Origin of the sequence: Paenibacillus sp. FSL K6-1096 (genome assembly GCF_037977055.1) — a bacterium.
Lineage (GTDB): Bacteria > Bacillota > Bacilli > Paenibacillales > Paenibacillaceae > Paenibacillus_AQ.
The window spans coordinates 1,973,347-1,999,450 of record NZ_CP150274.1 but is presented as its reverse complement, the minus strand read 5'-3'; the positions used below and the strand labels follow the sequence as shown (position 1 = coordinate 1,999,450).

Below are 26,104 nucleotides of genomic sequence, written 5' to 3'. Positions count from 1 at the left end.
AGATCATCCTTTGCAAAGACATTTGCGGTAATATGGAGAAGTGTATCATAAGATCATGAAGTCGATTATAATACAATTTGTCCGCCGCATAGAACTCTAGAATTTAACGAAAAGCAGGTGGTTTCATGAAATTCCGTTTCCCGCTGCTCCTGCTGCTCTTGGCTCTGCCAGGCTGCTCTTGGTACAGCGCTGACGTCAGCCCGCCGCCGGCTTCCCCGCAGAGCACAGCCCCGCATTTCAATGCGGAGGAAGGCAAATACGATCCTCCTGTAGATCTGTATACTGTAGGCTCCGTGAACCCGAATCTGGTCTTCAAAAAAGGGGAGAGCCTGGAGCATAATGTGCATACCATCTGGGCCGAGCAGCGGCTTGGCATCCGTATCCGCTATCTCTGGACCATCTCCGGCACCTCCGAGACCTATGCCAACAAGCTGAGGCTTGAGCTGGCCAAAGGCAATATGCCTGATATTGTCACCACACGGGATGCCGATATTATCCAGCAGCTGATTGACTCCGGCCAGTTCATGGAGGTCGGCAGCCTGTTCGAACAATATGCCTCCAGTGTGTGGAAGAAGGCAGTGGCCGAGGATGCATCGGCCTGGGACCCCTTCGTGCGCAGCGGACGCAAATATGCCATTCCCATCATGGATTATGAATATAACTCCGACCCGCTGCTCTGGATCCGCCAGGACTGGCTGGACAAGCTGAACCTTGAGGTTCCGCGGACCCTGGATGAGCTGGAGCAGGTCATGGACGCCTTCGTCAACCGGGACCCGGACGGCAACGGGATGAAGGATACCTACGGGCTGTCCGTCGGATTCCGCAACGGCCCCAGCACCTGGATGGGCGACAGCAGCTGGATCTTCGGCGCATTCGGCACGGTGCCAGAGCAGTGGAACCGCCGGAGTGACGGCACCCTGGAGTACGGGTCCGTACAGCCTGCTGCCCGCAAGGCTACCCAGCTCATGAAGAAATGGGTACAGAAGGGCTATCTGACTGCCGACAGCGCCTGGCTGGATGAAGAAGGGGCGGCCAACCAGTTCATTACAGGCAAGGCCGGCATCATCGCCGGGCCTTATTGGATGCGCGGCTGGCCCCTGTCGTCCTTGACGGATGCGGACCCGCAGGCCCGTGTCCGGGCCATCGCCATCCCTGCGGGTCCCGGCGGCCAGGTGATGCGCAGAGGCACCCTGCCGGTCAACGGCGCGATTCTGATTAACAAGAAGATGAAGCATCCTGAAATCTTCTTCACCTACCAGAATTATTTGTTTGATTCCTATGCCACCTCAACCGGCGAGTTCACCAACGGACTGGCCGAGGGCTATGATTGGGCGATGCTGGACGGCAGGCCGAGCGCCCAGCCGCCGGCGCTGCCGCAGGGCAGCATCCGCGTCGCTTCCTACACGCTGACCTTCGATGGCGCCCGGATTCCCTCCGAGGTCATCCGGGATGTTCCGAAGGACATCGCTCCTGTGCTGCTCGGCCAGAAGGAGGCTTCACGCAAGGAGCAGTTCACGGGACCGCCAACGGCAACCATGAAGCGTGACGGCGAGCTGCTGAAGAAGCTGGAGCAGAAAAGCCTGCAGAACATTATATTTGCGGGCAGCGGTATCGAGGAATTCGATGAATTTGTCAGCAAATGGAAGGCGTATGGCGGTCTGACTGAGACCTCGGAGGTCAATGCCTGGGACCGCAGCCGCCGCTGAAATGCCGCAGTGACAAGAAACCGCCTCATATAAGGCGGTTTCTTGTCGTATAGACGCCTGAGCCGGTTCTTACTTGTCTGGCGCCGGATTCGGGGTATAGCGGAACTCGTCATAGTAAGCATGGAGCGGAGCGGTTCCGTCATACGGCTCCAGCCAGGAGTCTACGCCTGTCCCATTCCAGAGATTCATCATAATGCGGCCCGGTGTAGACGGGAGATTCTCGGTAGCGGTATGAACCGGTTTGCCGTCGACATACCAGGTAATGGAGTCCTTCTGCCAGTCGAAGCCGTACCAGTGGAATTCCTGGGAGGCATCGAAGCCGAGGTCGATCACCTTCTCATGTTCGCCCTTGCCGTCCGTGAAGTAATTCAGTTGCATCTGCCGGGTGTTTTTGCCCAGGAATTCAATATCGATCTCATCCCAGGGCTCCCCTTCGGAAGGTCCGGTATAGGTGAAGAAAGAGGAGACGATGCCGGGATTCGCTGCAGGCTTCATCCGGATCTCATATTTGCCGTAGCTGTACTTCTCCTGGGTACGGTACTCTGCACCATCGAACACACCGGGCGAGGGGCTGGTGAGCGACAGGGTCAGAAGCCCGTCATCTGTGAATGAGATATTGTCCGCGCGCCAGGTGCAGTTGAACATATCCCCGTTGGAATATCCGTCGGTTTTCTTCCAGAACTCTTCATTGAACACTTTAAAATCATCCTTTACGCTGTCTGCGGCGGATTCCGGCGCGGGCATCAAGGCCCAGATGCCCAGCACGGCCGCCGAAAGAGCCGCTACGGCTGCTGTTGTTTTGATGAACCTGCTGCGTCTCAAATCTGCTCCTCCTGTAATATTTTCTTAAAATATAAGAATGTATATGTTTCGCACGATAACTTATCCTTATATTTCTCGCTGAAACGGGTGCCGTCCTTAAAAGGACGGCAAAGCCGTTTCTACTTACTATATATCGTACTGAAAGCCGCTTACAGCCGCTATACCAATGTGCCGATTGGAATAACAAATTATGAAGATACGCCCATCCCCCGGAACGGATCAAAAAGACCCCGCCCGATGCCGCTTGCTCATCGCCGGGGTCCGCTACCTGTCTGCAGTTAGTTACCGGTATATTTCAGCCAGTCATAATAGGCGTACAACGGATTGGCTCCGTTATAGGAACCCAGCCAGGAATCTACACCGGTTCCGTTCCAGAGGTTCATCATGATTTTGCCGGGCTGGGAGGGAATATTGCTGGTAGCTGTGTGCTTGAGTACACCATCGACATACCATTTAATGTAGCCGGGCTGCCAGTCGAACGCATAAGTATGATAGCTCTGGGAGGCATCGAAGCCGAGATTGACGATTTTCTCATGGCCGCCGACGCCGTTCGTATAATAATTGAACTGGACCTTGGTGGTATCCTTGCCCAGGAACTCGATATCAATCTCATCCCATTGCGTACCGTCTGACGGCCCGGTGTACGTGAAGAAGGAGGAGACAATGCCGGTGTTCTTGGCCGGCTTCATGCTGACCTCATATTTCCCGTAGCCGTACTTGTACACTGAGCGGTATTCGGCACCGTCAAATTTATTGTAGCTGGAGCTGGTCAATGCCAGGCGCAGCTCACCGCCGCCGGTGAAGGAGATATTGTTCGCCCGCCAGGTACAGTTGAACATTCCGCCGTTGGAGTAACCGTCTGCCTTCTGCCAGGTGGCGGAGTTGAAGTACGTCAGAGGTTCGTAGAACACAGTGGCCGCCGACACGGACGGCGCTCCCGCCAGCGCTCCGGCCAGCAGCAGCGTCAGGCTGACACCGAATAACCTGGATAACCTTTTTATCATGAATAAGTCCCTCCTTAAAATGAAAGCGCTTTTACAACTAGATTGTAACGAACCTTGTTGGCGGACTCTATACCAATTTGCGAACTGAAATAACAAAAATCCAATTTTTTGCAGACAAGAGTATTTCACTTCCCTCCCACACATACTAATAGGGCATGACGTTATAGGGCTGTACACGTTCAGGAGGGGGATTATGGAGGAGTGGTACCGCAGTAAGTGGCTCCGCTGGATGACCGGCGTGCTGCTCTCGCTGATTATTCTATATTTCGTCTGGCTGCTCCGTCCGATGCTACATGGTGTATTCGTCTTTCTAAAAGCGATCCTGGCCCCGTTCCTGGCCGCCATGATTATCTCATATGTGCTGAATCCCGTCGTTACCCTGCTCTCCAAGCGGAAAATGCCGCGCAGCGTAGCCGTTCTGCTGATCTATGCGGTGTTCCTGACCTCGCTCGCCGTCATTCTGATCAATCTGATCCCGATGTTCATCGAGCAGCTGGAGGAGCTGAACGAGCATCTGCCCGAGATGACGCTGCACGCCCAGGGGCTGATGAAGGGGATGAATTCCAGACTGATCCCGCCCGGCGTGGAGACAGGGATGAACAACTGGTTCTACCAGCTGGAGAACCGGCTGGCGGAGGGCATCTCGCACTTCCTGGATAATATCGCTTCGACTATCGGCATCCTGTTCAACGCCTTCATTGTGCCATTCCTGGTGTTCTATATTCTGAAAGACTTCGAGGTGTTCGAGCGGACGGTAGTCTCCCTGCTGCCCCGGTCCAGACGCAAGTCCATTGTGACGCTGCTGAAGGATATCGACGAGGCACTCGGCAATTATATCCGCGGGCAGTTCCTGGTTTGCGTAATCATCGGGGTGCTTGCTTATATCGGTTATGCCATCATCAGTATGCCTTATGCGCTGCTGTTCGCCTGTGTGGTGGCCGTGTTCAATATTGTTCCTTATATGGGCCCGTTCCTCGGCGCGGCTCCGGCCATTATCATGGCCTCGACGCTCTCTTGGCGGCTGGTCCTGCTGGTGGCGGTGGTGAATACCCTGTGCCAGATGCTGGAGAGCAACGTGATCTCCCCGCAGGTTGTGGGCCGCAAGCTGCATCTGCATCCGCTGATGATTATCTTCGCGCTCCTGGTCGGCGGGGAGCTGGCGGGCATGATCGGACTGATCCTGGCTGTGCCTTTCTTCGCCGCTGCCAAAGTGGTCATTCAGCATATTATAGGATATTATATCCGCAGGAAACCGGCGTAGAGGCGGGATGCCTGTTAAACCATTGACGATAGATGTATCTTTTGGTTATAATGTGGTGAATATTACGAATAACCAGCCATTTATAGCAGTGCGATGAAGAGGAGTATTAATTCGTGAGACCGTTATTGCAGAGAGCCGGCACCCAGGTGCGAGCCGGTTAACGGACCGCAGTGAACTCACCTCTGAGTAACGGCGCAAGCCGCAGTCTCCGCTTTAACGGAGACCCGCGTGTGAACCGTCGTCGGCTCACCCCCGATACAGGGTGTCAAAGTGAGTGCCGGACAAAGCCTGTCCGCCGCTAACTAGGGTGGTACCACGGGAATTCATAACCTCTCGTCCCTAGCGATTATACGCTAGGGATGGGAGGTTTTTTTGCGGAACGGCTTATCCCCAGTGCCTGGCGGAACTTAACTTTTGTAAGACAGCAGCAGTACTACCTATTACAGCAACACTCCAAGGAGGAGCACAAGATGAGCGACAACCATACCGGTTACCGCGCCCAGACCATCGAGCCGAAATGGCAGAAATTCTGGGACGAGAACAAGACCTTCAAGACCAGCGAGGACCCGGCCAAGCCGAAATTCTACGCCCTGGATATGTTCCCGTATCCTTCCGGCGCCGGACTGCACGTAGGCCACCCGGAAGGCTACACCGCCACCGACATCGTATCCCGCTTCAAGCGGATGCGCGGCTACAACGTGCTGCACCCGATGGGCTGGGACGCCTTCGGTCTTCCGGCTGAGCAATATGCGATGGATACCGGACAGCATCCGCGCGACATTACCTTTAAGAACATCGATAATTTCCGCCGCCAGATCAAGTCGCTGGGCTTCTCCTACGACTGGGACCGCGAGATCAGCACGACGGACCCGGAATACTACAAGTGGACACAGTGGATCTTCATCCAGCTGTATAACCGCGGGCTCGCTTATGTTGCCGAAGTATCGGTGAACTGGTGCGAAGCGCTGGGAACCGTCTTGGCGAACGAAGAAGTTATCGACGGCAAAAGCGAGCGCGGCGGCCATCCGGTCGTCCGCAGACCGATGCGCCAGTGGATTCTGAAGATTACCGAATACGCAGACCGTCTCCTGGAGGATCTGGACGAACTGGACTGGGAAGAGAGCATCAAGGATATGCAGCGCAACTGGATCGGCAAATCGACCGGTGCGGAGGTGACTTTTGCCATTGAGGGGCATGAGTCGGTGCTGGAGGTGTTCACCACCCGGCCGGACACCCTGTTTGGGGCAAGCTACTGTGTACTCGCGCCGGAGCATAAGCTGGTGGATGCCATTACGACAGAAGCACAGAAGGCTGCTGTTGCAGAATACCGCGACAAGGCTTCCCGCAAGAGTGATCTGGAGCGTACCGATCTGGCTAAGGAGAAAAGCGGGGTATTCACCGGCGCTTACGCCATCAATCCGGTGAACGGTGCCCAGGTGCCGATCTGGATTGCCGACTACGTCCTGGCCGGCTACGGAACCGGCGCAATTATGGCTGTTCCGGGCCATGATGCCCGTGACTGGGAATTCGCCAAGCAGTTCGGCCTGAACATCATCGAGGTGGTGCAGGGCGGCAACCTGGACGAAGAAGCCTATTCCGGCGACGGTCCGCATGTTAACTCCGGCTTCCTGGACGGCCTGCATAATGCCGATGCGATTGCCAAGATGATCGCCTGGCTGGAAGAGAAGGGCTGCGGCAAGGGAAAAGTGACCTACCGCCTGCGCGACTGGCTGTTCAGCCGCCAGCGTTACTGGGGTGAGCCGATTCCGATTCTGCACCTGGAGGACGGCACGATGAAGACCGTTCCTGTGGATCAGCTGCCGCTGATGCTGCCGGATGTTGATGCGATCAAGCCTTCCGGCACGGGAGAATCCCCGCTGGCGAATGTAACCGATTGGGTCGAGACCGTTGATCCTGAGACCGGCATGAAGGCCCGCCGCGAGACGAACACCATGCCGCAATGGGCCGGCAGCTGCTGGTATTACCTGCGGTATATTGATCCGCACAACGATCAAGAGCTGTGTTCGCCGGAGAAGCAGAAGCAATGGCTGCCGGTGGATCTGTATATCGGCGGAGCCGAGCATGCGGTGCTTCACCTGCTGTATGCCCGTTTCTGGCACAAGGTGCTCTATGATATCGGCGTGGTCGATACCAAGGAGCCGTTCCACAAGCTGGTGAACCAGGGGATGATCCTGGGCAACAACAACGAGAAGATGAGTAAGTCGCGCGGCAATGTCATCAACCCGGATGAGATTGTGGAAGCCTACGGCGCAGATACACTGCGCGTCTATGAGATGTTCATGGGCCCGCTGGAAGCTACCAAGCCTTGGAACGAGAAGGGTGTCGAAGGCATCCACCGCTTCCTCTCCCGCGTATGGCGCCTGTTCGTGAACGAAGACGGCAGCCTCAGCGCGAAGATCACCGAGGGCGGCGGTACGGATGAATTCAAACGCACCTGGCACAAGACGCTGAAGAAGGTCACCGAGGACTTCGAGCAGCTGCGGTTCAATACGGCGATCAGCCAGCTGATGATTTTCATCAACGATGCCTACAAGCAGGAGAGCTTGTCCAAGGAAGCGGCTGAGCATTTCGTCCAGATGCTGTCCCCGCTGGCTCCGCATATTGCCGAAGAGCTGTGGCAGCTGCTGGGTCATGAAGGAAGCATCAGCTATGTCGCCTGGCCGTCTTATGATGAAGCCTGGACCGTAGACGCTGAGGTCGAGATTGTGGTGCAGGTCAACGGTAAAATCGTCCAGCGCGCACTCATTGCGCAGGATATGGGCCAGCAGGAGATGCAAGACCATGCCCTGGCCCTGCCGAATGTGCAGGCAGCCGTCGCAGGCAAAACCGTACGCAAAATCATTGCCGTTCCCGGCAAGCTGGTAAATATCGTAGTGGGTTAAGCGAAGAACGCAATTCTGCCCGCAGCAACGGAAGCTATCCGTGCTGCGGGCTTTCTTGGTTTCGGGCGCTCTCGCGCACCAGTAAAAGATACATCAGCGGTCATTGCGGCTCTGGGCGATGCTGCCGAGGCCGAACAGCTCGTCGAGCTTTTCCACATCTTCATCGTATTTATCATGCGTGGTGGTAATGAGCCGTTCGAACACCCCTTCGAGACTATTCTGCAAATGGTTCAGCGCCTGGGCCGTAATGCCTCCGCGCACCGCTACCCGCTCCTGCAGCGCCTGCGGGGTGAACGAGCCTTCGGTCAGCAGCTTGCCTGTGCCCAGCAGCATCTCCCCGGCGAGTCGGGTGACCAGCGCCTCCTCGATGCCGGTTGCTTCGACCGCCGCTTCAATCCACCGTTCCAGGAAATAGCTGAGAAACGCCGGACCACAGCTGGAGAAATCCGAGGCTATCCGCGTATCCCGCTCAGGAATTTCTGCCGGCACGCCTATGCAGGAGAACAACTGGAGCAGCAGCAGCCTGTCTTGCTTATTTAACCGGCTTCCGAAGATGCACAGCGAAGTCCCGCTTCTGACCGAATGGGTGATGCTGGGAATGATTTTGGCAATCTTGGAGGGCAGGGCAGATTCCAGATGGTAGAGCTGGACAGGACTTGTGATGGAGACGACAATCTGCTCACTGCGCAGATAAGGGGCGATCTCATCGCAGACCCGCTTGAACTGCAAGGGCTTGACGCACAGGAACACGAGGTCGCTCTCCGAGGCGGCTTCAATATTGCCGGAGCAGACCGTGATTCCGGGATGCAGCTTCTTCAGCTCCATCAGCCTGCCGGGGCTGCGGTTGCTGGCCATGACATCACACGGCTCAAGTGCACCCGATTGGAGGAAGGTATCAATCAGCAGACCGCCCATGCTGCCTGTTCCGATAAATCCCACTTTCATCCTGTAGCTACCTCCTTTCTTATGGTGCTGCTGGCTTACAGGAATACTCTTCGTTATATGTATGCAGAGCAGACTTGGACACATGACATGTATTCATTGCAGTATTGAATAAAATTCCAGTTTATTGAGGGAGGACAACCTGATGGATAAAAGAATGATTGTCTGCGCCATCACCGCAGCTCTGCTGGGCGGCGGTCTGGTGTGGGCCGCAGACCACCGCGCGGACGACGGCATCGCCGGCTGGAAGACGCTGAACGCCGGAATGGCGCAGGCGCTGGGAGTGGGGGTTGACGGGGAGGCGGGCAGTACGGGTGCCGAGGCTGATGGCGGGAGTGAGGCGGATGGGAAGGCGGTAAACGCTGGTGGTGAGGTGGTTGGTGGTGGTATGGCGGGGAATGCGAGTGTTGGAGGGAATCAGGCTGGTGGCAATGGAATAGCTGGCGGTGCGGTCACGGGTGGTGGAACGGCAGGGGATGGAGTGACTGGCGGGAGTATGACTGGCAATGGTTCTATAGGCGGGAATGATGCAGGCGCAGCGGGTAGCGGAATTGTTGGAGGTGCGGCCATCAGTGGAGGAACAACTGGCGCTGGAGCGGCGACTGTACCAGCGGAAGCCGGAGCCGCTGGCAGTGCAGCACCGGCGGCGCCTGATGGCCGGATCAATGTGAACACAGCCGATGCCAAAGCTCTCATGGACCTGCCGGGCATCGGGGAGAAGAAGGCGCAGGCGATTATAGACTTTCGCAGCAGCAAAGGAGCGTTCCGCAGCGCGAACGAGTTGGGCAAGGTGAAGGGCATCGGCCCCAAGCTGCTGGAGAAGCTGAAGCCGCTGGTGGCTTTTTGAGGCTTCGCTCTACCTTAGATTTGCTGTAATTGCACTATGTACATTAGATTAGCCCACAATCCGCCTGAAAACGGAGTCTGCTGCACTTCGTACATTAGAATTATGCAAAAGCAGGTCTTTCGAGGTCAAATAAGAAAATCAATTGTACAAAGTGCAGCAGAATGTAACTTAAGCGCTGAGAATGCAATTTCTATTGTACGAAGTGCAATCACACCCGTTCTGCGGATGAGCAACGAGGTGCCGAAATGGGCGGGATGGGAGAACTATGCGTGAAGTAAGCCAAATGTGTGCTGTTACAGGCCATCAATATCCTAGTGAAAACGCCGCCAGGTATGCTACAATAATGAACAACCATTTAAGAGAAAGTGGAGATTGCTGATGACTGTGGCTTACCGCAAGAACTGGGATACATACTTCATGGATATTGCCTGCATGGTCTCCACCCGTTCGCGCTGTCCCCGCCGTCATGTCGGTGCGGTGCTGGTGCAGGGGAAGAAGCTGCTGGGTACGGCCTATAACGGTGCGCCGATGGGCGTCCCTGACTGCTCGGAGGCGGGTTGTATGGTCTCTGAGCAATATGAGCGTGAGATGATTGAAGGTGTAGAGACGATGGTGAAGAAGCAGCGCTGTATCCGTACGATCCATGCCGAACAGAATCTGCTGCTGTTCACAGACCGGAGCGACCGGGAGGGAAGTACGGTGTATGTCACGGACGAGCCGTGCTGGACCTGCGCCAATATGCTGGCGAACAGCGGAATCGTGGAGATTGTCTACCTGCGCCCTTACAAGAAAGACATGGAGAAGGTGCAGGCGATGCTCGCCTCCAAAGGAATCGTATTCCGCCAATTGGAGAACTACGAGCCGCCGAAGGAAACGATGATCTCGGTATCGGAGTAGCCAGACATGAGTTGAATACGACAGGCTTCAGGGGAAGAACCTCTGTACACGCATTTGTATGCGTATGCAGGGGTTTTTTGGCGTCCGGAGACCTAAGTTGGAAGGAGAGATGATTATGAACAGAAGGCCGCTCTTAAGCTTTACGGTCTGCTGGGTGGGGGGAAGTGCGGCAGGTTGTGTGTTCTCCGGGCGGAGCCTGCTGCTCTGTCTCGCGGGAATGCTGGTGCTGCCAGTAATCTGGGCGGTTAGCGGGAGGATACACTGGAAGGCGGCTGCTGCGTTTATGCTTGCGCTGGTAGTATCCGCTCTATACTGGGAATATGGCGAAATCCGTAATGTGACTCTGCTGCCGGAGGCGCTGGGACAACCCGTAAGCGGGCTGAATGAGGCCTACGTGACGGCCGCTGGCGTTATTGCTTCTCCAGTGGAGCGGGACGGTGACCGGGTTGATTTTGTCGTGAAGCTGTCCGGGATCAAACTGCATCAGCAGGGGGAGCCGGCCGCCGCAGTGGGAACGGAAGGCGAAGTGCAGGCCGAAGTGAATCCGGGTGATACGGCAAAGACAGGCGCAGAGCGTGCGTTGGAGAGGAGTGCTGAAGGTGAACGTGTAACCGTACAGATCAAGCTTCAGGAGGAGAATGAGATTGCGGTGGCTGCGCAGTGGCAGCGGGGAGACCGGATAATCATTGAGGGGGAGCTGATTCAGCCGCAGACCGCGCGCAACTTTGGCGGATTCGACTACCGGGCCTATCTGCTTACGCAGAAGATTCACTGGCTGCTAAAAGGGACGGGAACTGCCAGCGCAACCGTTACGTCCCAAGACTCCTGGGAGCCTTCCACGATCCTGCGCTGGAATGATCGGGCACGCTCCGTGCTTGGTGCAGAGATGAGCCGTTTGTTTCAGGAGCCTCACGCCGGTTATATGAAGGGCCTTGTCATCGGCATCCAGCAGGAGCTGGACCCGGAGACGTTCAGGCAATTCTCCCAGCTGGGGCTGACCCATATCCTGGCCATCTCCGGGATGCATGTGGCTGTCTATGCCGGGGTGATTCTGTTTCTTTTGCGCCGCTGCCGCTTCACCAGGGAAACCGCGCTGACGGTAACTCTGCTGCTGGTTCCGGTCTATGTGCTTCTGTCCGGGGCCGGCCCGTCCGTAATCCGCGCCGGAATCATGAGCATGATCGCTCTGCTGGCAGCCCGGTTCGGCCTGCTCAAGGACGGGCTCAATATTCTGGCCGCATCCGCCCTGATGATGCTGGTCTGGAATCCGTATCTGCTGCTCAGTGTCAGCTTTCAGCTGTCTTTTCTGGTGACGGCAGGACTTATGGTGTATACCCCGCTGGCTGCGCCGCTGTTCCGGCGGCTGCCGGATTGGCTGGGCAGCAGCCTCTCGGTAACCATCATTGCCCAACTGGTCTCGTTTCCGCTGACGATCTATTACTTTAACCAGTTCTCGCTTTTGTCGGTTGCAGCCAATCTGCTGCTCGTTCCCTTCATCACCTTGATGGTGCTGCCGCTGGGAACGCTGGCGCTGATGCTTGGACGGGTCTGGAACGCCGCAGCCCTGTTCATTGCTCAACTGGCGGAGCAGCTTAATAACGCTACCTTTGCAGCCGTAGAGCGGGTGAACAGCTTCACTGCCGGGGTGCTGATCTGGGCTTCGCCGTCAATCCTGTGGATCTGCCTTTATTACGGCCTGCTATTTGGTCTGCTATACGCCTTGAAGCAGCAGACCGAAGCGAGGCTGGTTCCTCAATTCATGGACGATGAGACCCGGCCGCTGGGGGAACTGGAGGGCCCGATAAACGGCCGGGGGAAGCCCGGCAGAAACAGCCAGCCAGATTCACCATCCACTGCAAACAGTAGACGAGCAGTCTTCGCTTTCCAGGCATACCCTCCGGCTGGAGCTACGCACTGGAGCAGCACGGCGGCGATACTGTGCACGTTAGGCCTGACCATCCTGCTCTACAAAGGCTATAACGCCGAAGCTCTACGCGACGGCTCCGGTTCTATCAGCTACCTGGACATAGGCCAGGGCGACAGCAGCCTGATTACCACGCCGGGCGGAGCCCATATCCTGGTGGACGGCGGTGGGACCGTGAGCTTCGGCAACCGGGAGGAATGGCGCATCCGCCGCAACCCCTTCGAGGTCGGGGCCAAGACGCTCCTGCCGCTCCTGAAGCAGCGGGGGATTCACCGGCTGGACGCAGTTATCCTGACGCATGGCGACCAGGATCATGCCGGAGGATTGCAGGCAGTGCTGGAGGGGATGCCGGTATCGGCACTGCTGTTCAACGGGACGCTGGCCGGCACGGAGGCGTACTCCAAGCTGATGGCGACCGCACTGGACGCGGGTGTCCGGCTATACCCGGTGCAGCAGGGCATGACGCTGGCCCCGGACGATGCCACGAACCTCCACTTCCTCTGGCCGGAGCCGCCAGCTGGTGGACAGACCCTGCTGGAGGAAGTGAAGGACCAGAACCACGAATCGGTGGTGTTCTTGCTGGAGATGAACGGGCAGAGCTTTCTTTTCACAGGAGATATGGACCAGGCGGCAGAAGAAGCCCTCCTGCGGTCCGCAAGTCAATCCGGAATTGCGCAAGCCAAGCCCATCGACGTCCTGAAGGCCGCCCATCACGGAAGTAAAACCGCCACCAGTTCAGACTGGCTGGCCTTCTGGAAGCCCGGCGCTGCTGTGATTTCAGCTGGTGTGAATAACCTTTACGGCCATCCGCACGGGATTGTGCTGGAGCGCCTGGCCGATGCGGGAACCCACGTCTATCGGACGGATCAGCAGGGGGAGATTCAGCTGAGAGTGGGCAAGGAAGGGATCACCCTACGCCACAAGCTCACTCCCGCACCGGACTAAACCGCTGGAATCGTATATAATAACCTCATATGAGAGGAGTTGATCGTATCCTTATTGCTCTAGCAGGACTCCTGCTGCTGCTGATCGCCCAGACCATCTACCTGCTGAACTACCGGAGACAGGTCAAGCAGATCAGCAGCCAGCTCTCTTTTATCATGGAGCATGAATCCCGTAAGCAGATAGTCACCCAACTGAAGCCAAGGGAGGTCGGCAGGCTGGTCCAGGATTGCAATAACCTGTTGAGCCGCCAGACCGCGCTGGGCGAGCAGTTCAGCCGCAAGAATCAGGAGATGAATCTGGCGGTCACCAGCCTGTCGCATGATATAAGGACTCCGCTCACTTCCCTGGACGGTTATCTGCAGTTGGCGCTGCGGACAGAGGCGGAGCAGGAGAAGGAGCGGTACGTACGGCTGGCCCAGTCGAGGATACAGCAGATCATCAAGCTGGTGGACGGGCTGTTCCTGTATACCAGGCTGCAGAATCCCGAATATGAATTGGAGCTGCGGCCGGTGGATGTGGTGGAGATACTGAAGCGGAACCTGTTCACCTTCATTGAGGACTTCACCCGGTCCGGGGAGGAGCCGCTGCTCCGACTGCTGGAACGGCCTGTTCTGATCATGGGGGAGCAGAATGCAGCGGAGCGGATTTTTACGAATCTGCTGGGGAACTATTTCATGCATGGGGAGGGTCCGCTTACAATAGAGGTTCTAGAGCGGCGGGATACGTTATGTATACGCTTCACGAACCGGCTTAAGGCAGGCAGCAGCGTGGATACGGAGAAGATATTTACGCGCTTTTACAGGGAAGATCCGTCGCGTACCCGCCATTCCTCGGGGCTGGGACTCGCAATTGTCAAGGCGCTAATGGAGAAAATGAACGGCGGCGCATCGGCCAATTCAGCCAGCGGTATCTTCAGCATTCATCTTGAATTCGCAAAAGCGGGAAAGGAGCATCCCCATGGGCATCCCCCACAATCGTAACAGCAGAAGAATTCTCATCGTTGAGGATGACGAGCATATTAACGCAATTCTGCATGACGGGCTTACCGCCGCAGGGTATCAGTGCACCCAGTCCTATTCAGGCAGTGAAGGGATGCTGAATCTGGCAGAGCGCGAGTATCACCTGATTGTGCTCGATCTGATGCTGCCCGGGTTGTCCGGCGAGGCGTTCATGCACCGTTTGCGTGCGGAGATGAAGTCCCGGGTTCCAGTGATTGTCCTCTCAGCCAAGGATAAGCTGGGGGATAAGCTGGACCTGTTCACGCTGGGCGCTGATGATTATGTGACGAAGCCTTTTGAGCTGGAGGAGCTGATTGCCCGCATCCAAGTCCATCTCCAGCGGACGGCTGCTGTGGAGCCGGTGAATGAGTTCAGGCATAAAAATCTGGTGCTGGATTGCACGGCCTACAGTGTCAGGATTCATGGCAGCGTACTTGCGCTGACCCGCCAGGAATACAGAATTGTCGAGCTTCTGGTCAGGAATCCTACCCGGGTATTCACGAAGCAGGACCTGTATGAGCTGGCCTGGGAGGAAATCTATCTGGGCGAGGACAAGACGATAACGGTCCATGTCAGTAATATCCGTAACAAAATTAAGGTGCATGACAGTGAATCCTACATCGATACGGTCTGGGGCATCGGCTTCCGGCTGAGTCCGTGAGCGGCTTTGAACTTTCTTAACCTTTTGTTGGCGATCTCTTAGTCTTCATGCTGTTAACTTAGAGGTAAGGAGGTGGCAGACATGACCGATTGCATTATTGAAATATGCGGACTTACCAAAATGTATAAATCGAAAGCGGCGGTGCGCAATCTGGATCTGCGGATCTACAGAGGCGAGATTGTCGGCATCATCGGGAGGAATGGGGCAGGCAAATCGACCCTGCTCAAAATGATCGGCGGACTCGTATACCCGACCTCGGGCGAGCTGCATTTCTTCAACCGTGCGGCTGCGGGGGATCAGTCTTTTTTTGAACGGATGGGGGTACTGATTGAGCATCCCGGATTATACCCGAACGTCTCGGCCTATGAGAACCTGAAGCTGCTCGCCATCGCGTATGGTCTAAGTGACAGGGAGCTAACGATCGCGAAGCTGCTGAAGCTTGTCGGGTTGGACCCGAAGAATACGGCCAAAGTCAAAAGCTATTCCATGGGCATGAAGCAGCGGCTGGGAATCGCGGTGGCTCTGCTGGGCAGTCCCGATGTGCTGATTCTGGATGAGCCGATGAACGGGCTTGATCCGCAGGGAATTGTGGAGATCCGGCAGCTGATCCTGGAGCTGAATGCAGCGGGCCTGACGATTCTGATCTCCAGCCACATTCTGGAGGAGCTCTCCAAAATCGCCACCAAATACGCGATCATCCATCAGGGGGAATTCGCCGAGGTGATCTCCAAGGAAGACTTGCAGCAGCGCTGTGAGGAACGGATTGAACTGGAGGTCGAGGAAGCCCGCGAGGTCCTTCCGGTGCTGGAGCACGAGCTGAACATTACGAAATATAAGGTGGTGGACAGCCGGACGGTATACGTATACGACAGGCATGTTCACATCCGGCAGATTGTTCAGGTGCTGGCGCAGCAGGGGATCATGATCGATTCTATCGCGAGGCACAAGCAGAGCCTGGAGCAATATTTCCTGGAACGCACGGAAAGCGCAGGTGAACGCCATGATTAATCTGTTCAAAATGGACTTGTACCGCTTCAGACGAAACAAGGTTATGTACCTGCTGCTGCTCCTGTTCTGTGCGTTTCAGATCTTTGGCATTTATATGATGAAGCAATACGCGCAGCCAGTGGAGGAAGGCGGTGTTCGGATCGAAAATTTAACGGAGATAGACTTCATCCAGTACACGATCTCGCAGCCGCCTTCCTGGATGCTGATTTATATCGCAGTGTTCACGATCTATTTTTACATGAGCGAGTGGAACTCCGGCTTCCATAAGAATTATATCTCCATGCGGCAGGCCAGAAGTCACTCCGTGTTATCCAAAATAACGATTCTCGCCCTGTTCGTGGCCATGATGTTCCTGATACTGCTGGTTGCAGACGGAATCGGCAGGAGGTTGTTTGTGGGGCAGACGGATCTGGGAGACCCGGGCACACTGATTACATTGCTGGCGGGCCAATTCCTGCTGCACTGGGCGTTCTCGCTGCTGATTCTTTGTATAGCTATGGTTACCCGGAACCTGCTCATCAGCTTAAGTGCCAGCATTGTTCTGGCTCTGAATGTGATCGGGATGGTGCTGGGTGCGCTGGAAAAGCTGCTTACGGACATTCATCTGACCAAATATCTGCTGATCAATACGCTTGTGCGGGTCAAGGATCTGGGCAGCACGGCTGATCTGATGCATATGTTCGGAGTGGCGGTTGCCGCGATTCTATTCCTGAGTTATTTTGCTGTCCGCTACAAAATCAAGGAGGATCTGAACTAGCATCACTTCGTGCCTGAGGGATCAGATTCTTCTGCATTCCCCAGGCAGCTCTCCGCCCTGCATCCAGGCCTCAACCAGCTCATTGAACAGCTCCGGCTTCGCCAGAGGGACTCCGTGTCCAATCCGGGGAATCACCACGCCTGTACTACGGGGATTTGCGGCCACCAGATCCCGGGCGGATTGCTTCATGACGGATTTCTCCTGTTCACCTACGGTAACCAGAATCTTGCCTGCGGTCTCACTGAATCCGGCTGGAATGCGGAACGACATATTCTCTTCCAGCACCCGGATCAGCATTTTCAGCTCCATCTGCCGGCTCTCTTCAACATAACGCTCCAGATACTCCTCACCCAGATAGAGCGTCTTGGCCTGGAGCCTCGCGAACCATCTATACTTAATCAGCGGAAAAGACAGCCTGACCGTCGGCCCGATCAGCCAGTTGGCGGAAGGAATCGGCCGCACTAAAGCGCTGTTGATGACGGCATAATGTATCAGCTCCGGCCTCAGGCCCAGCATCTGAACCAATACCTGTGCGCCCAGCGAGAATCCGGTAACAACGACCTTTCGTCCCTGAGCACGCTCTTCAATAACGGTTAATAGCTCCTCCGCGCTGCTGCGGATCGTGAACTCCTGATCCTCCCGGCTGAACCCGTGCCCCGGCAGATCCGGGACCAGACAATGATAACTGGCGAACGCCGCCACCTGCTTATCCCACATCCAGCCGCTCACGCCCCCGCCATGCAGGAAGACCATCAGACAGTCCCCATCCCGGTCCCCGTACTCCTGAATATGTATAGCCAATCTGCCACACCTCTTTTCGGTAAAAAGATCATCCCTACTCCTACGTCCCAAGACTGATATGGTCTCACAAATTAAAGCGACATTGCTATAAATAAATTCCACTTCAACCAAAACGAAATAGCCAGTCGCTGATGTAATATCAACGGCTGGCTACTTTAACCTTTAAGGTCTTGTTTTCCACCTAATAAAGGAGCAGTTCATAAGGTCAAAAGGAAAGTACTCTGAGATTAGGGAATGAAAGTTAGTATGATTTGATTTTAAAAATAAGGATATCCGATGTAATAGAGGAATAAAAAATACAAAATATATAAAATCGGCAATTTTATTTTAAGTTTTTCACAAAACCGCTTAAACTTTTCTGAAGTTCTAGATACATTTTTTAATAAATATCTATATATAAAAAACTGTCCAAAAATAAAAAATAATATTTTAATTGGATAATTACTCATATTGATTTCCGTAAAGATTATGGTAAATGTTACGCCCAAGAAGGTAAAGGATACTATTTTTAGAAATTGTGCATATCGATCTTTAGGTTCCTTAACAGGCTCTTGCCCCCACTTTCTCTCATCAATTTCTGTCATAAAAAACCTCCAACATAAAAGTGATTCCCGCTGAACTCAAATTAGGCTCAGCGGGTGATAATTACATTTAAGGATTGTATTCGCTGGCTACTTCATTATATTGCACACTAATAGGTGTTGTGAATGTGCCATCGGTATAATGTACAAGTGTAAGATAATAGTGGTATAATCCTGGGATTTGTAAGTCCCCAGATCTTGTTGTCCATATTCCAGTATATGTCGGTTTTACTGCACTATTTATAAACCAAGCTTCTGTAGCGGATATAACCCATTTTTTGAACCATGCAGGATTCCATCCACTTTTAGTGTAAATAAAATTGTTTAACCAAGCAGCCGCCATTGATGCAAAAGTGACTACATCTCTGTTTGAATGAGCTTCATATTTTGGACCATACACGATTTCACCAGAACCGCCTATCTCGTGAGAGAATGGAGTTATTATGTTTCTAGAATCGGTTGCTTTTTGGACATTAGCATAAATAGAAGCTAATTCATTTTCGCTTAAGATGAGGGGAGAACTAATCTCAATACCATTGTAGGTATAACTGTTTGATGTAAGTTGTTGGCTAACAAATTCGTGCGAAGGCGCCTCGGTTGGACTTGCTTGATTTGCTGATGCGAAGGGTGCAAAAGTAGTCATTAACAAAGCGATTGATAAAATAGCAGAAAGTTTTTTCAAATTATTACCTCCATTTTTTATGTTATGTATGTTCACAATTAATTATATAGAATAGTGAGGAAAATTTATGTAATTATTTTCCTTGAAAGAATATAGAATATAATGTATGCAAATGTAAATATTTATGAATATATAACGGGATATAGTGGCCTCTTTCCAGGAAGAGAACCAAATAAAAAGCCAGTCGCTAAGGAACTTTCGGCGACTGGCTTTTTATTAACTATACCATCCATTAAATTGAACTTGTTTAATAAATATTAAAGGATGAGTGGTGGAAGGGAATTTTGGAACTGTAGGAGCGTCAGCGTCCGCCTGAAAGCTTTCCGTAGGAAAGCTCGCATCGGAAGCATATGCTTAGTACGGATTTCAACCGCTAACAGCGGTACAATTGAAGAAATCTGGAGACAACAGCGGCCGGAAGTCCAAACATTCTCTGGAGTGACGGCCGGGCTGTGAGCCAGGTTCTTCGATTCAGCTTATCTTAAAACTGAAAATCCTCATCCCGCAAAGGCTCCACATTCATCGCCCGCACATACCCGTTGCCCTTCTTCGAGAAGAAGTCATGCTGCTTCGTGTGGGTGCTGATGCCGTTCTGGACGATCGGGTTGATCTCTTCCTCAGCGAACAGCGGATCATGGCCGAGGTTCATCATCGCCTTGTTGGCGTTGTAGCGCAGGAAGGTCTTCACTTCCTCCACCAGCCCGATCGGTGCGTAGATCTGCTCGGTGTATTGCTCTTCGTTCGCGTGGAGCAGGCGCAGCAGGCCAACCAGCGTCTCGTAGACATCGCTCTGGTCTTCTTCGGACAGCTCCTCGAAGATTTCCTGGGCCAGCACGCCGACGTATACGCCGTGGATGCTCTCATCCCGCAGGATCAGGTCGATGATCTCGCCGCTGCAGGTCATTTTGCCTTGTCCGGCCAGATAGAGCGGGTAGAAGAAGCCGCTGTAGAACAGGTAGCTTTCCAGCAGCACCGAGGCAGCCATCGCCAGATAGAGGTCTTTTTTCGTCTCAATCTTCTGGTAGTACTCCGAGATCGTCTCCGCCTTGAATTGCAGGAACGTATTGTCCTCCACCCAGCGGAAAATCCCGTCAATCTCCTCAGTCGAAGCCAGTGTTGTAAAAATACTGCTGTAGGACTTCGCATGGATTTGCTCCATCATGCCCATGAAGCCGAGGACCGCCTTGCGCTGCAAGCCGTCTACATGCTCCATAATCTGCGGCATCCCAACGCCGCCCTGAACCGTATCGAGCAGGGTCAGTCCGCCCAGCACCTTCATATAAGAGTCCTTCTCGGTCTCGCTTAGCGTGAGCCAGGACATTTTGTCATCGGATAATGGAATTTCATCATCGGTCCAGAACTGCATGATATTCTGGTTCCAGAACATCAGCGAGAAATCGTCATCGGGACGGTTCCAGTTCACGGCTTGAATTGCGCTCATAATTGTATCTTCTCCCTTTCTGTACCCGCGCGGCTCTTAGATAGAGCAGGCCAGGCATTCCTCGACAGACAGCTTGTTGGTCCGGGTGTAATACAGGGATTTCAGCCCTTTGTGCGCCGCATACAGGTAAGAACGGGCCAACTCGCGGGTGGTCACATCACTGTTCACATGCAGGACGGTAGAGATACCCTGGTCGATATGAGGCTGAATTTCCGCAATCAGATCAATCACCTTGAACTGGTCCATCAGGTAGGCGGATTTATAATAGAACACATTGTCCGGACGCAGGTACGGCATCGGGTAGTAGGTGGTCGAGTTGGCATAGGTGCGGGTCTCGATCTGCTCTACAATCGGCATAACGCTGGAGGTCGCATTCTGGATGTACGAGATGCTCGCAGTCGGCGCAATCGCCAGACGGTAGGCATGGTACAGGCCGTGCTTCATTACCTTGTCACGCAGCGCTTTCCAGTCCTCAGTAGTAGGAATGTAGATGCCTGCGAACAGTTCCTGCGCTTTGGCAGTAACCGGACGGTAGTCTGTTGTAATATAACGGTCGAAATAGACGCCACTGGCGTAGTCGGACTGCTCGAATCCATAGAAGGTCTCGCCGGTCTCGGCGGCAATTTCCATGCTTTTCTCAATCGAATGGAAGTTCATGGTCATGAAGAAGGTGCGTGCGAAATCACGGGCCTGCTCGCTCTCATAAGCGATTTTATTTTTGGCAAAATATCCATGCAGGTTCATCACGCCCAGTCCTACCGAGTGCATCTCCTTGTTCGCCTTGGCTACGCCCGGGGCATTGGAGACCATCGTCATATCGCTGACAGCTGTCAGGGCCAGCATGCCTTCATGTACGGATTCACGGATCTTGCCGTGCTCCATCACGTTCACGATGTTCAGGGAAGCCAGGTTGCAGCTAATGTCGCGGCGGATGATATCCTCCTGTCCGTAATCATTAATCTCCGAGGTCTCCTGCAATTGGAAAATCTCGGTGCACAGGTTCGACATCTTAATCTGGCCTACGCCCTTCAGGGCATGAGCTGCGTTGGCGTTGCTCTTGTTCATAATATACGGATAGCCGGATTCAAGCTGAATCATGGCGATCTTGGTCAGCATGTCGCGGGCGTTCATGGCAATCTTCTTCTTCACGCGCGGATCAGCGAGCAGGGTATCGTACATCTCGTCCAGGTCCATATCATCCAGATGCGTGCCGTAGGCCTGGTAGACTGTATAAGGAGCGAACACATGCAGCGGCTGATTGTCCTGCGCCAGCTTGTAGAAGCGGTTAGGCACGATCAGACCGATAGACAACGTCTTCAGGCGTGTCCGTTCGTCGGCGTTAATCTTTTTGCTGTCCAGGAACTCAAGTACATCCCAGCCAAAAATATTATAATAAGCCGCACCCGACCCCTTGCGCTGGCCCATCTGGTCTGCGTAGGAGAAGCCGTCTTCCATCAGCTTCAGGACCGGCATGATGCCCTTGGCCGCATCTTCAACACCCTTAATCGTCTCGCCGCGCGAGCGCAGCTTGGACAGATTGACGGCAACGCCGCCCCCGATCTTCGACAGCTGCATGCAGGTGTTCAGCACATAGTTGATCGAATTGAGGGAATCGTCCATCTCCAGCAGGAAGCAGGAGACCATCTCGCCGCGGCGGCTTTTGCCGGCATTGAGGAAGGTTGGCGTAGCAGGCTGCAGGCGCTGTTCCATCATTGAACGGGCCAGTGTGCGTGCGGTCTCTACATTGCCGCGTCCCAGATGCAGAGCAACCACCGCTACGCGGTCCGGGTAATGCTCCAGGTACTGCTTGCGGTCATTGGTTTTGACGGCATAGTCGGTATAGAATTTGGAAGCCGCCATATAGGAAGGGAAGCGGAAATTATATTCATGGGCAATCCGGTAGACATCCTCCATCTCGTCAGCGGAGTAACGGTCGTACAGGTCCTCGTAGTAATCGTTGGCAATCATATAATCAATCTTGGCTTTGGTATCGCTGAAGGTCAGGCTGCGCTTCTCCACATCACGCATGAATTCAGCTACTGCCTCCTGGTCCTTATCCAATTGGAAAAATCCGGTCTCGTCCCGCTTCATCAACATGTTGTTCAATTCAATATGCCGCAACTTTGTCCACCTCCTGTTTGATCCGCTGTACATCACCGTAAGTGCCTGACAGCTCGAATTTGCCGACAACCGGCACGTTGTAACGCTCTGCAATCAGATCTGCGCTGTGCGCGTATAGCTCGCCCCAGTTTTTGTTGCCGCTGGCGGCGATGCCCTTGAGTCTGGAATGGTTCCGCTCCAGGAACATGGATACCTTCTCTGGAATCTGGCCAAATCCGGTGGTGTATGTAACAAGCACGTAAGGCTCGTCGATCGTCATATGCTCCTCGATTTGAACAGCAGGAAGCTTCAGCTTGTTGATGAATCTTCTCACATTGCCGGTCTTGGAATCGTAAGCAATCAGCATGGTCTCTAACCTCCTGTAACATTAGCTCATTCTTCTGTTCTTTCTACTTGACAAATGAACTTGGGCGAATTCACTAGATTTATGGGCTTAGCTATTATATACACTATATTTAGTAACGTTTAATCATTTTATATACCATATATTGAAAAGTCAAGCGCTGAACAAGCTCTCCCAGCCGCCCAAAATACCCCTTTAAATCGCCAATCCCACGCCCCGCCTGGGTTCTATTCTCTTAGAATTTATTAGACTTTTTTTTAAGGAATTTGCGGGGGCGCAGAAAGGCGTGAACGGGAGGTGAGGGAAGAGGGAACGGCTGTAATTTTTGAAAGCGCTTGGACCTTCGGCGGATTGAATTTTGGTTGTACTTTGTACATTAGATGCTGTTCCAATTCGGTGGAAAATCACATCTGTTGTATTTTGCACACTTGATTTCAGCTAACAGAGGCTCATTGAGCAAAATCTCGCAATTCTAATGCAGGAAATACAATAGAATGGAGATTAACGGCAAATATCGTCCGTTCTATTGCAGAAAATGCAATCAGCGGGAACCGTTTCGCGCGGCAGGAGTCTTATTAGGTGAGAGGGGAGAGCAACATGCAGAGTAAAGAGCTGCCTTACAGCATGGCCTGTGCTTCGCCGGTATCGCTCCGCGAGATGATGGAGACCTACGGATCGGATGTATGGAATTATGCCTTTGTGTTAACCCGCAGCCGGGAGCAGGCCAGCGACATCAGCCAGGAGGTATTCCTGAAGGCCTACAAGAGCATCGGCAAATACCGGGGGCAGGCCACCCTGAAAACCTGGCTGCTGACCATCACCCGCAACACCGCATTCAGCTTAAGACGCAGCAGCTTCTGGCGGAGATTCGCCCCGCTGGGCGACCACCAGGTTCATGGAGCGTCCTTGTCCGCTGAACAGGAAGCTATCGGCAACCAGTATGCTAACCGGATCTGGGAGATTATTATGGCGCTGCCGGACAAGTACCGGGAGGTGCTGGTGCTGGATATTCAGCAGGACCTGTCGGTCGCTGAATTGTCCGAGCTGCTCGGAATTGCGCAGGGAACGGTCAAGTCCCGCCTCGGGCGGGCCAGAGACAAAATAAGAACGGCAATGAAGGAGGAAGACCTGTGAAGACAAGAGATGAGGATGAGCAAGTGAAGGTAATGAGCGGGGCGAAGGACTGGTACAAGCAGGCCGGACGGAACCCGCTGACCGGGCCGGGGTTCACGCCGCAGCTCATGGCGCGTATTGAACAGGCCGCAGCAGCGGGTACTCCGGCGCGAAGAGGACAAGGCCGGTTCGGACGGGCCGCAGGCCTTGGCGCATTGTCTGCGCTCCTGCTGTTCAGCGTGCTGCTCTGGCCGTTTGGCCCGGGGGCCGGGTTTGATCCGGCAGGGAGGCTGGCAGCGGTCTTGGGGCAGGGCTCGGGAGCGGCTGTGGTGGAGCCGTCGGCGTCTCCTTCGGGGTCGCAGAATGCAGCTTCTTCAGCATCGCCGCAATCCTACAACCCGCCGGCTGGTTCTGCGGAGTTCGAGCTGGGGGGAATAAAGTATTACATGCCCCTGCCGCTGAACAGAAACAAAGAACGTGCGCTTGCTATTGAGACCTCAGCCGGAATTGTCTGGTCGCCTCCGCCGCCGATAGTTAACTATAGTAAGCCTAAGTACACACACCCAACAGAGCCTTATACATTGTATCTGTCTCCGAAAGGCCAGACTGAGCTGTCGGAGACTACGGCTAAGCGGATTTACACCCTTCCACTCTATGCCGGCGGGTCGCAGCGTTATTATGAACTTACGGGAATTTGTGATGCAGGTAATTATGTAGTGCTGGGTATCAGCACATTTACATTGGGCAAAGGGGTTGGCATGACACCTGAGAAGGTATCCGCTTTGAATTTAAAGGCGGCGGTTGCCGGAGAAGCTGTAGCTCTGCAGGACCTGTTGGATTTAAGCAGCTTGGGCAAAGAATATTCTAACTATAGATCGTTTGGTGCTTTTGACAAAGTTCAGAGTGAGATGTTGCTTGTTTCTTATAACAATAATAGTGGCAAAGGCTACGAAGCCCACGGCACTCTGCATGATATTACTACAGGGGCAACGCGAAATGTAGCCAGTAAAATCGGCATAGATATTGAGGGTGTTAATTGGATCGCTACTTATGAAGTGGACGGGAAGAAGCGTACAGCAGATATCGCTTTGTTTATGGGTGAGGAGTGGTATTACGATTGGTATTATGAGCAGACCGGTCAGCGTTTGAAACCCGTCCCGACAGGCAAATAAACACCCGCCAAGCTCCCTATAGATAATTTACTAAAAAAAAGCTATACTTTTTGATAATATCAACCAGTAAATTTTGTATAGAAGAGCGGAGCGGGATAGATGAAGAAGCTGACCATTGAGGATGTGGCCCGGAAAGCGGGGGTCTCCAAAAGCACGGTCTCGCAGTTTTTGAATAAACGGTTCAAATATATGAGTGAAGCGACCCGAAACCGCATTGCCGAGGTCATCGATGAGCTGAACTACCAGCCGAACGGACTGGCCCGCAGTCTGAAGCAGAACCGTACACATATGGTTGGCATTATTGTAGCTAACATTGATTACTCGCTGTCCATCCAGTGTATCCGGGCGATCGAGAAGGAGCTGCAGCGCCACGGTATCCAGGTCATCATCTGCAACTCAGACGAGGATGCAGACAAAGAGAATACCTATGTGGAGACGCTGGTGGCCCGTCAGGTGGACGGACTGATTATTTTCCCTGCTGGCGATCAGCCCGGGCCTTACACGCGGTTAATTGAAGCGGAATATCCGCTGGTGTTCATGGACCGGCTGGTCGACGGGATTACGACCCAGAGCCTGCTGCTTGATAATGAGATGGCGGTGAAGACCGCGGTCCGGGAGCTGACCGGCCACGGGCATGATGCGATTGCTATTCTGTCGCTGCCGCTCGGCGCACATGCAATTACCCCGCGCAGGGAGCGGATGAGCGGATACAAGAAGGCGATGGAGGAAGCCGGTCTGCCCTTGCGGGATGACTATATGCGCAGCGTTCCGCGTGAAGAGATTGCCTCGGCGCTGGATGAGCTGCTGGAGCTTCCCCATCCGCCGACAGCGCTGGTTGCCGCCAACGATCTGGTGCTGGGCGAGATTCTGAAGTATGCGAACCGCAATGCAATCGCCATACCCGGCCGGCTGTCGGTCATCGGCATTGACGATGCGGAATTCGCCCGTATCTACAACCCTGATATTACGACGATCCGCCAGCCTGCATATGAGATGGGGGTACAGGCGGCGAAGATCATGCTCTCGTTAATTAATGATACGGATGGTGCGATGCCAATCACCTACAGATTCCCGCCTACGCTTCAGCAGGGCGATTCTGTGCAGCCTCCGGCCAGAGCCGAGTAGCGCCTGCTTTACACAAGAATAGGGTGTCCCAAGCCAAGCTAACTGGCTGC

The 26,104-nt window shown here is 54.0% G+C and carries 22 protein-coding genes; 13 read left to right on the top strand and 9 right to left on the bottom strand.

Going from position 1 to position 26,104, the window contains the following annotated elements; all coding sequences use genetic code 11:
• The first annotated feature begins 125 nt into the window (after nucleotides 1-125).
• Nucleotides 126-1,706: an extracellular solute-binding protein gene (locus MHI24_RS08775; RefSeq protein ID WP_340025257.1), complete on the top strand. Its 1,581-nt coding sequence runs from the start codon at nucleotides 126-128 to the stop codon at nucleotides 1,704-1,706.
• 69 nt (nucleotides 1,707-1,775) lie between these two features.
• On the opposite strand, the gene MHI24_RS08770 is transcribed toward MHI24_RS08775, so the two are convergent.
• Together MHI24_RS08770 and MHI24_RS08765 are read right to left on the bottom strand one after the other, a co-directional pair.
• On the bottom strand, nucleotides 1,776-2,450 hold the full coding sequence (locus tag MHI24_RS08770) for a glycoside hydrolase family 16 protein (RefSeq protein ID WP_340026640.1): 675 nt from the start codon (nucleotides 2,448-2,450) through the stop codon (nucleotides 1,776-1,778).
• Between the two features lie 356 nt (nucleotides 2,451-2,806).
• Nucleotides 2,807-3,532, bottom strand: coding sequence for a glycoside hydrolase family 16 protein (locus MHI24_RS08765; RefSeq protein WP_340025256.1), 726 nt, complete (start codon nucleotides 3,530-3,532; stop codon nucleotides 2,807-2,809).
• 193 nt (nucleotides 3,533-3,725) lie between these two features.
• Here MHI24_RS08765 and MHI24_RS08760 point away from each other — a divergent pair, with 193 nt between their 5' ends.
• A complete protein-coding gene (locus MHI24_RS08760; RefSeq protein WP_340025255.1) occupies nucleotides 3,726-4,793 on the top strand; it encodes an AI-2E family transporter in 1,068 nt (355 codons plus the stop codon).
• Nucleotides 4,794-5,263: 470 nt separating this feature from the next.
• Nucleotides 5,264-7,696, top strand: coding sequence for a leucine--tRNA ligase (gene leuS / locus MHI24_RS08755; RefSeq protein WP_340025254.1), 2,433 nt, complete (start codon nucleotides 5,264-5,266; stop codon nucleotides 7,694-7,696).
• 93 nt (nucleotides 7,697-7,789) lie between these two features.
• Here leuS and comER read toward each other — a convergent pair whose 3' ends face one another.
• Nucleotides 7,790-8,641 carry a late competence protein ComER gene (gene comER, locus MHI24_RS08750; RefSeq protein WP_340025253.1) on the bottom strand — a complete coding sequence of 284 codons (852 nt, stop codon included), beginning with the start codon at nucleotides 8,639-8,641 and terminating at the stop codon, nucleotides 7,790-7,792.
• A 142-nt stretch (nucleotides 8,642-8,783) separates the two neighbouring features.
• Between comER and MHI24_RS08745 the strand changes: the two genes are divergently transcribed.
• The 7 genes from MHI24_RS08745 to MHI24_RS08715 all read left to right on the top strand — a co-directional run bounded on the left by MHI24_RS08745 (nucleotide 8,784) and on the right by MHI24_RS08715 (nucleotide 16,675).
• Nucleotides 8,784-9,485: a helix-hairpin-helix domain-containing protein gene (locus MHI24_RS08745; RefSeq protein WP_340025252.1), complete on the top strand. Its 702-nt coding sequence runs from the start codon at nucleotides 8,784-8,786 to the stop codon at nucleotides 9,483-9,485.
• A 378-nt stretch (nucleotides 9,486-9,863) separates the two neighbouring features.
• A complete protein-coding gene (locus MHI24_RS08740; protein ID WP_340025251.1) occupies nucleotides 9,864-10,382 on the top strand; it encodes a dCMP deaminase family protein in 519 nt (172 codons plus the stop codon).
• Between the two features lie 115 nt (nucleotides 10,383-10,497).
• Nucleotides 10,498-13,251: a ComEC/Rec2 family competence protein gene (locus MHI24_RS08735; RefSeq protein ID WP_340025250.1), complete on the top strand. Its 2,754-nt coding sequence runs from the start codon at nucleotides 10,498-10,500 to the stop codon at nucleotides 13,249-13,251.
• Nucleotides 13,252-13,280: 29 nt separating this feature from the next.
• Nucleotides 13,281-14,231 carry a HAMP domain-containing sensor histidine kinase gene (locus tag MHI24_RS08730; RefSeq protein ID WP_340025249.1) on the top strand — a complete coding sequence of 317 codons (951 nt, stop codon included), beginning with the start codon at nucleotides 13,281-13,283 and terminating at the stop codon, nucleotides 14,229-14,231.
• Complete coding sequence (locus MHI24_RS08725) at nucleotides 14,209-14,910, top strand: response regulator transcription factor (protein WP_340025248.1); 702 nt, start codon at nucleotides 14,209-14,211, stop codon at nucleotides 14,908-14,910. Before MHI24_RS08730 ends, MHI24_RS08725 begins: the two co-directional genes overlap by 23 nt.
• Nucleotides 14,911-14,991: 81 nt before the next feature.
• The gene (locus MHI24_RS08720) at nucleotides 14,992-15,918 is read left to right on the top strand and encodes an ATP-binding cassette domain-containing protein (RefSeq protein WP_340025247.1); all 927 of its coding nucleotides are present in this window, start codon (nucleotides 14,992-14,994) and stop codon (nucleotides 15,916-15,918) included.
• Complete coding sequence (locus tag MHI24_RS08715; RefSeq protein ID WP_340025246.1) at nucleotides 15,911-16,675, top strand: ABC transporter permease; 765 nt, start codon at nucleotides 15,911-15,913, stop codon at nucleotides 16,673-16,675. The genes MHI24_RS08720 and MHI24_RS08715 overlap by 8 nt, the downstream gene beginning before the upstream one ends.
• A 21-nt stretch (nucleotides 16,676-16,696) precedes the next feature.
• Here the strand turns inward: MHI24_RS08715 and MHI24_RS08710 are convergent, their stop codons facing one another.
• The 6 genes from MHI24_RS08710 to nrdI form a co-directional block, all read right to left on the bottom strand.
• On the bottom strand, nucleotides 16,697-17,476 hold the full coding sequence (locus MHI24_RS08710; RefSeq protein ID WP_340025245.1) for an alpha/beta hydrolase: 780 nt from the start codon (nucleotides 17,474-17,476) through the stop codon (nucleotides 16,697-16,699).
• Between the two features lie 257 nt (nucleotides 17,477-17,733).
• A complete protein-coding gene (locus MHI24_RS08705) occupies nucleotides 17,734-18,060 on the bottom strand; it encodes a hypothetical protein (protein WP_340025244.1) in 327 nt (108 codons plus the stop codon).
• Nucleotides 18,061-18,127: 67 nt separating this feature from the next.
• On the bottom strand, nucleotides 18,128-18,739 hold the full coding sequence (locus MHI24_RS08700) for a hypothetical protein (RefSeq protein WP_340025243.1): 612 nt from the start codon (nucleotides 18,737-18,739) through the stop codon (nucleotides 18,128-18,130).
• Between the two features lie 481 nt (nucleotides 18,740-19,220).
• Nucleotides 19,221-20,180, bottom strand: coding sequence for a class 1b ribonucleoside-diphosphate reductase subunit beta (nrdF, locus tag MHI24_RS08695; RefSeq protein WP_340025242.1), 960 nt, complete (start codon nucleotides 20,178-20,180; stop codon nucleotides 19,221-19,223).
• A gap of 36 nt (nucleotides 20,181-20,216) precedes the next feature.
• Nucleotides 20,217-22,301 (bottom strand): class 1b ribonucleoside-diphosphate reductase subunit alpha, encoded by a 2,085-nt coding sequence (nrdE, locus tag MHI24_RS08690; RefSeq protein WP_340025241.1) that lies wholly within the window; start codon nucleotides 22,299-22,301, stop codon nucleotides 20,217-20,219.
• Entirely contained in the window at nucleotides 22,288-22,647 is a 360-nt protein-coding gene (gene nrdI / locus MHI24_RS08685) for a class Ib ribonucleoside-diphosphate reductase assembly flavoprotein NrdI (RefSeq protein WP_340025240.1), read from the bottom strand. Before nrdI ends, nrdE begins: the two co-directional genes overlap by 14 nt.
• Nucleotides 22,648-23,241: 594 nt before the next feature.
• Here nrdI and MHI24_RS08680 point away from each other — a divergent pair.
• The 3 genes from MHI24_RS08680 to MHI24_RS08670 all read left to right on the top strand — a co-directional run bounded on the left by MHI24_RS08680 (nucleotide 23,242) and on the right by MHI24_RS08670 (nucleotide 26,054).
• Complete coding sequence (locus MHI24_RS08680) at nucleotides 23,242-23,778, top strand: sigma-70 family RNA polymerase sigma factor (RefSeq protein WP_340025239.1); 537 nt, start codon at nucleotides 23,242-23,244, stop codon at nucleotides 23,776-23,778.
• Nucleotides 23,775-24,929 carry a hypothetical protein gene (locus tag MHI24_RS08675; protein ID WP_340025238.1) on the top strand — a complete coding sequence of 385 codons (1,155 nt, stop codon included), beginning with the start codon at nucleotides 23,775-23,777 and terminating at the stop codon, nucleotides 24,927-24,929. The genes MHI24_RS08680 and MHI24_RS08675 overlap by 4 nt, the downstream gene beginning before the upstream one ends.
• 99 nt (nucleotides 24,930-25,028) lie before the next feature.
• A complete protein-coding gene (locus tag MHI24_RS08670) occupies nucleotides 25,029-26,054 on the top strand; it encodes a LacI family DNA-binding transcriptional regulator (RefSeq protein ID WP_340025237.1) in 1,026 nt (341 codons plus the stop codon).
• Nucleotides 26,055-26,104 lie beyond the last annotated feature (50 nt).

Excerpts from the sequence above, each read along its gene's own strand:
- MHI24_RS08735 (WP_340025250.1), top strand. The coding sequence starts at position 10,498 with ATGAACAGAAGGCCGCTCTTAAGCTTTACGGTCTGCTGGGTGGGGGGA.
- comER (WP_340025253.1), bottom strand. The coding sequence starts at position 8,641 with ATGAAAGTGGGATTTATCGGAACAGGCAGCATGGGCGGTCTGCTGATT.
- nrdI (WP_340025240.1), bottom strand. The coding sequence starts at position 22,647 with ATGCTGATTGCTTACGATTCCAAGACCGGCAATGTGAGAAGATTCATC.
- MHI24_RS08715 (WP_340025246.1), top strand. The coding sequence starts at position 15,911 with ATGATTAATCTGTTCAAAATGGACTTGTACCGCTTCAGACGAAACAAG.
- nrdF (WP_340025242.1), bottom strand. The coding sequence starts at position 20,180 with ATGAGCGCAATTCAAGCCGTGAACTGGAACCGTCCCGATGACGATTTC.
- MHI24_RS08775 (WP_340025257.1), top strand. The coding sequence starts at position 126 with ATGAAATTCCGTTTCCCGCTGCTCCTGCTGCTCTTGGCTCTGCCAGGC.
- MHI24_RS08720 (WP_340025247.1), top strand. The coding sequence starts at position 14,992 with ATGACCGATTGCATTATTGAAATATGCGGACTTACCAAAATGTATAAA.
- MHI24_RS08745 (WP_340025252.1), top strand. The coding sequence starts at position 8,784 with ATGGATAAAAGAATGATTGTCTGCGCCATCACCGCAGCTCTGCTGGGC.
- MHI24_RS08765 (WP_340025256.1), bottom strand. The coding sequence starts at position 3,532 with ATGATAAAAAGGTTATCCAGGTTATTCGGTGTCAGCCTGACGCTGCTG.
- MHI24_RS08730 (WP_340025249.1), top strand. The coding sequence starts at position 13,281 with ATGAGAGGAGTTGATCGTATCCTTATTGCTCTAGCAGGACTCCTGCTG.
- MHI24_RS08725 (WP_340025248.1), top strand. The coding sequence starts at position 14,209 with ATGGGCATCCCCCACAATCGTAACAGCAGAAGAATTCTCATCGTTGAG.
- MHI24_RS08760 (WP_340025255.1), top strand. The coding sequence starts at position 3,726 with ATGGAGGAGTGGTACCGCAGTAAGTGGCTCCGCTGGATGACCGGCGTG.
- MHI24_RS08705 (WP_340025244.1), bottom strand. The coding sequence starts at position 18,060 with ATGACAGAAATTGATGAGAGAAAGTGGGGGCAAGAGCCTGTTAAGGAA.
- MHI24_RS08670 (WP_340025237.1), top strand. The coding sequence starts at position 25,029 with ATGAAGAAGCTGACCATTGAGGATGTGGCCCGGAAAGCGGGGGTCTCC.
- leuS (WP_340025254.1), top strand. The coding sequence starts at position 5,264 with ATGAGCGACAACCATACCGGTTACCGCGCCCAGACCATCGAGCCGAAA.
- MHI24_RS08680 (WP_340025239.1), top strand. The coding sequence starts at position 23,242 with ATGCAGAGTAAAGAGCTGCCTTACAGCATGGCCTGTGCTTCGCCGGTA.
- MHI24_RS08770 (WP_340026640.1), bottom strand. The coding sequence starts at position 2,450 with ATGCCCGCGCCGGAATCCGCCGCAGACAGCGTAAAGGATGATTTTAAA.
- MHI24_RS08740 (WP_340025251.1), top strand. The coding sequence starts at position 9,864 with ATGACTGTGGCTTACCGCAAGAACTGGGATACATACTTCATGGATATT.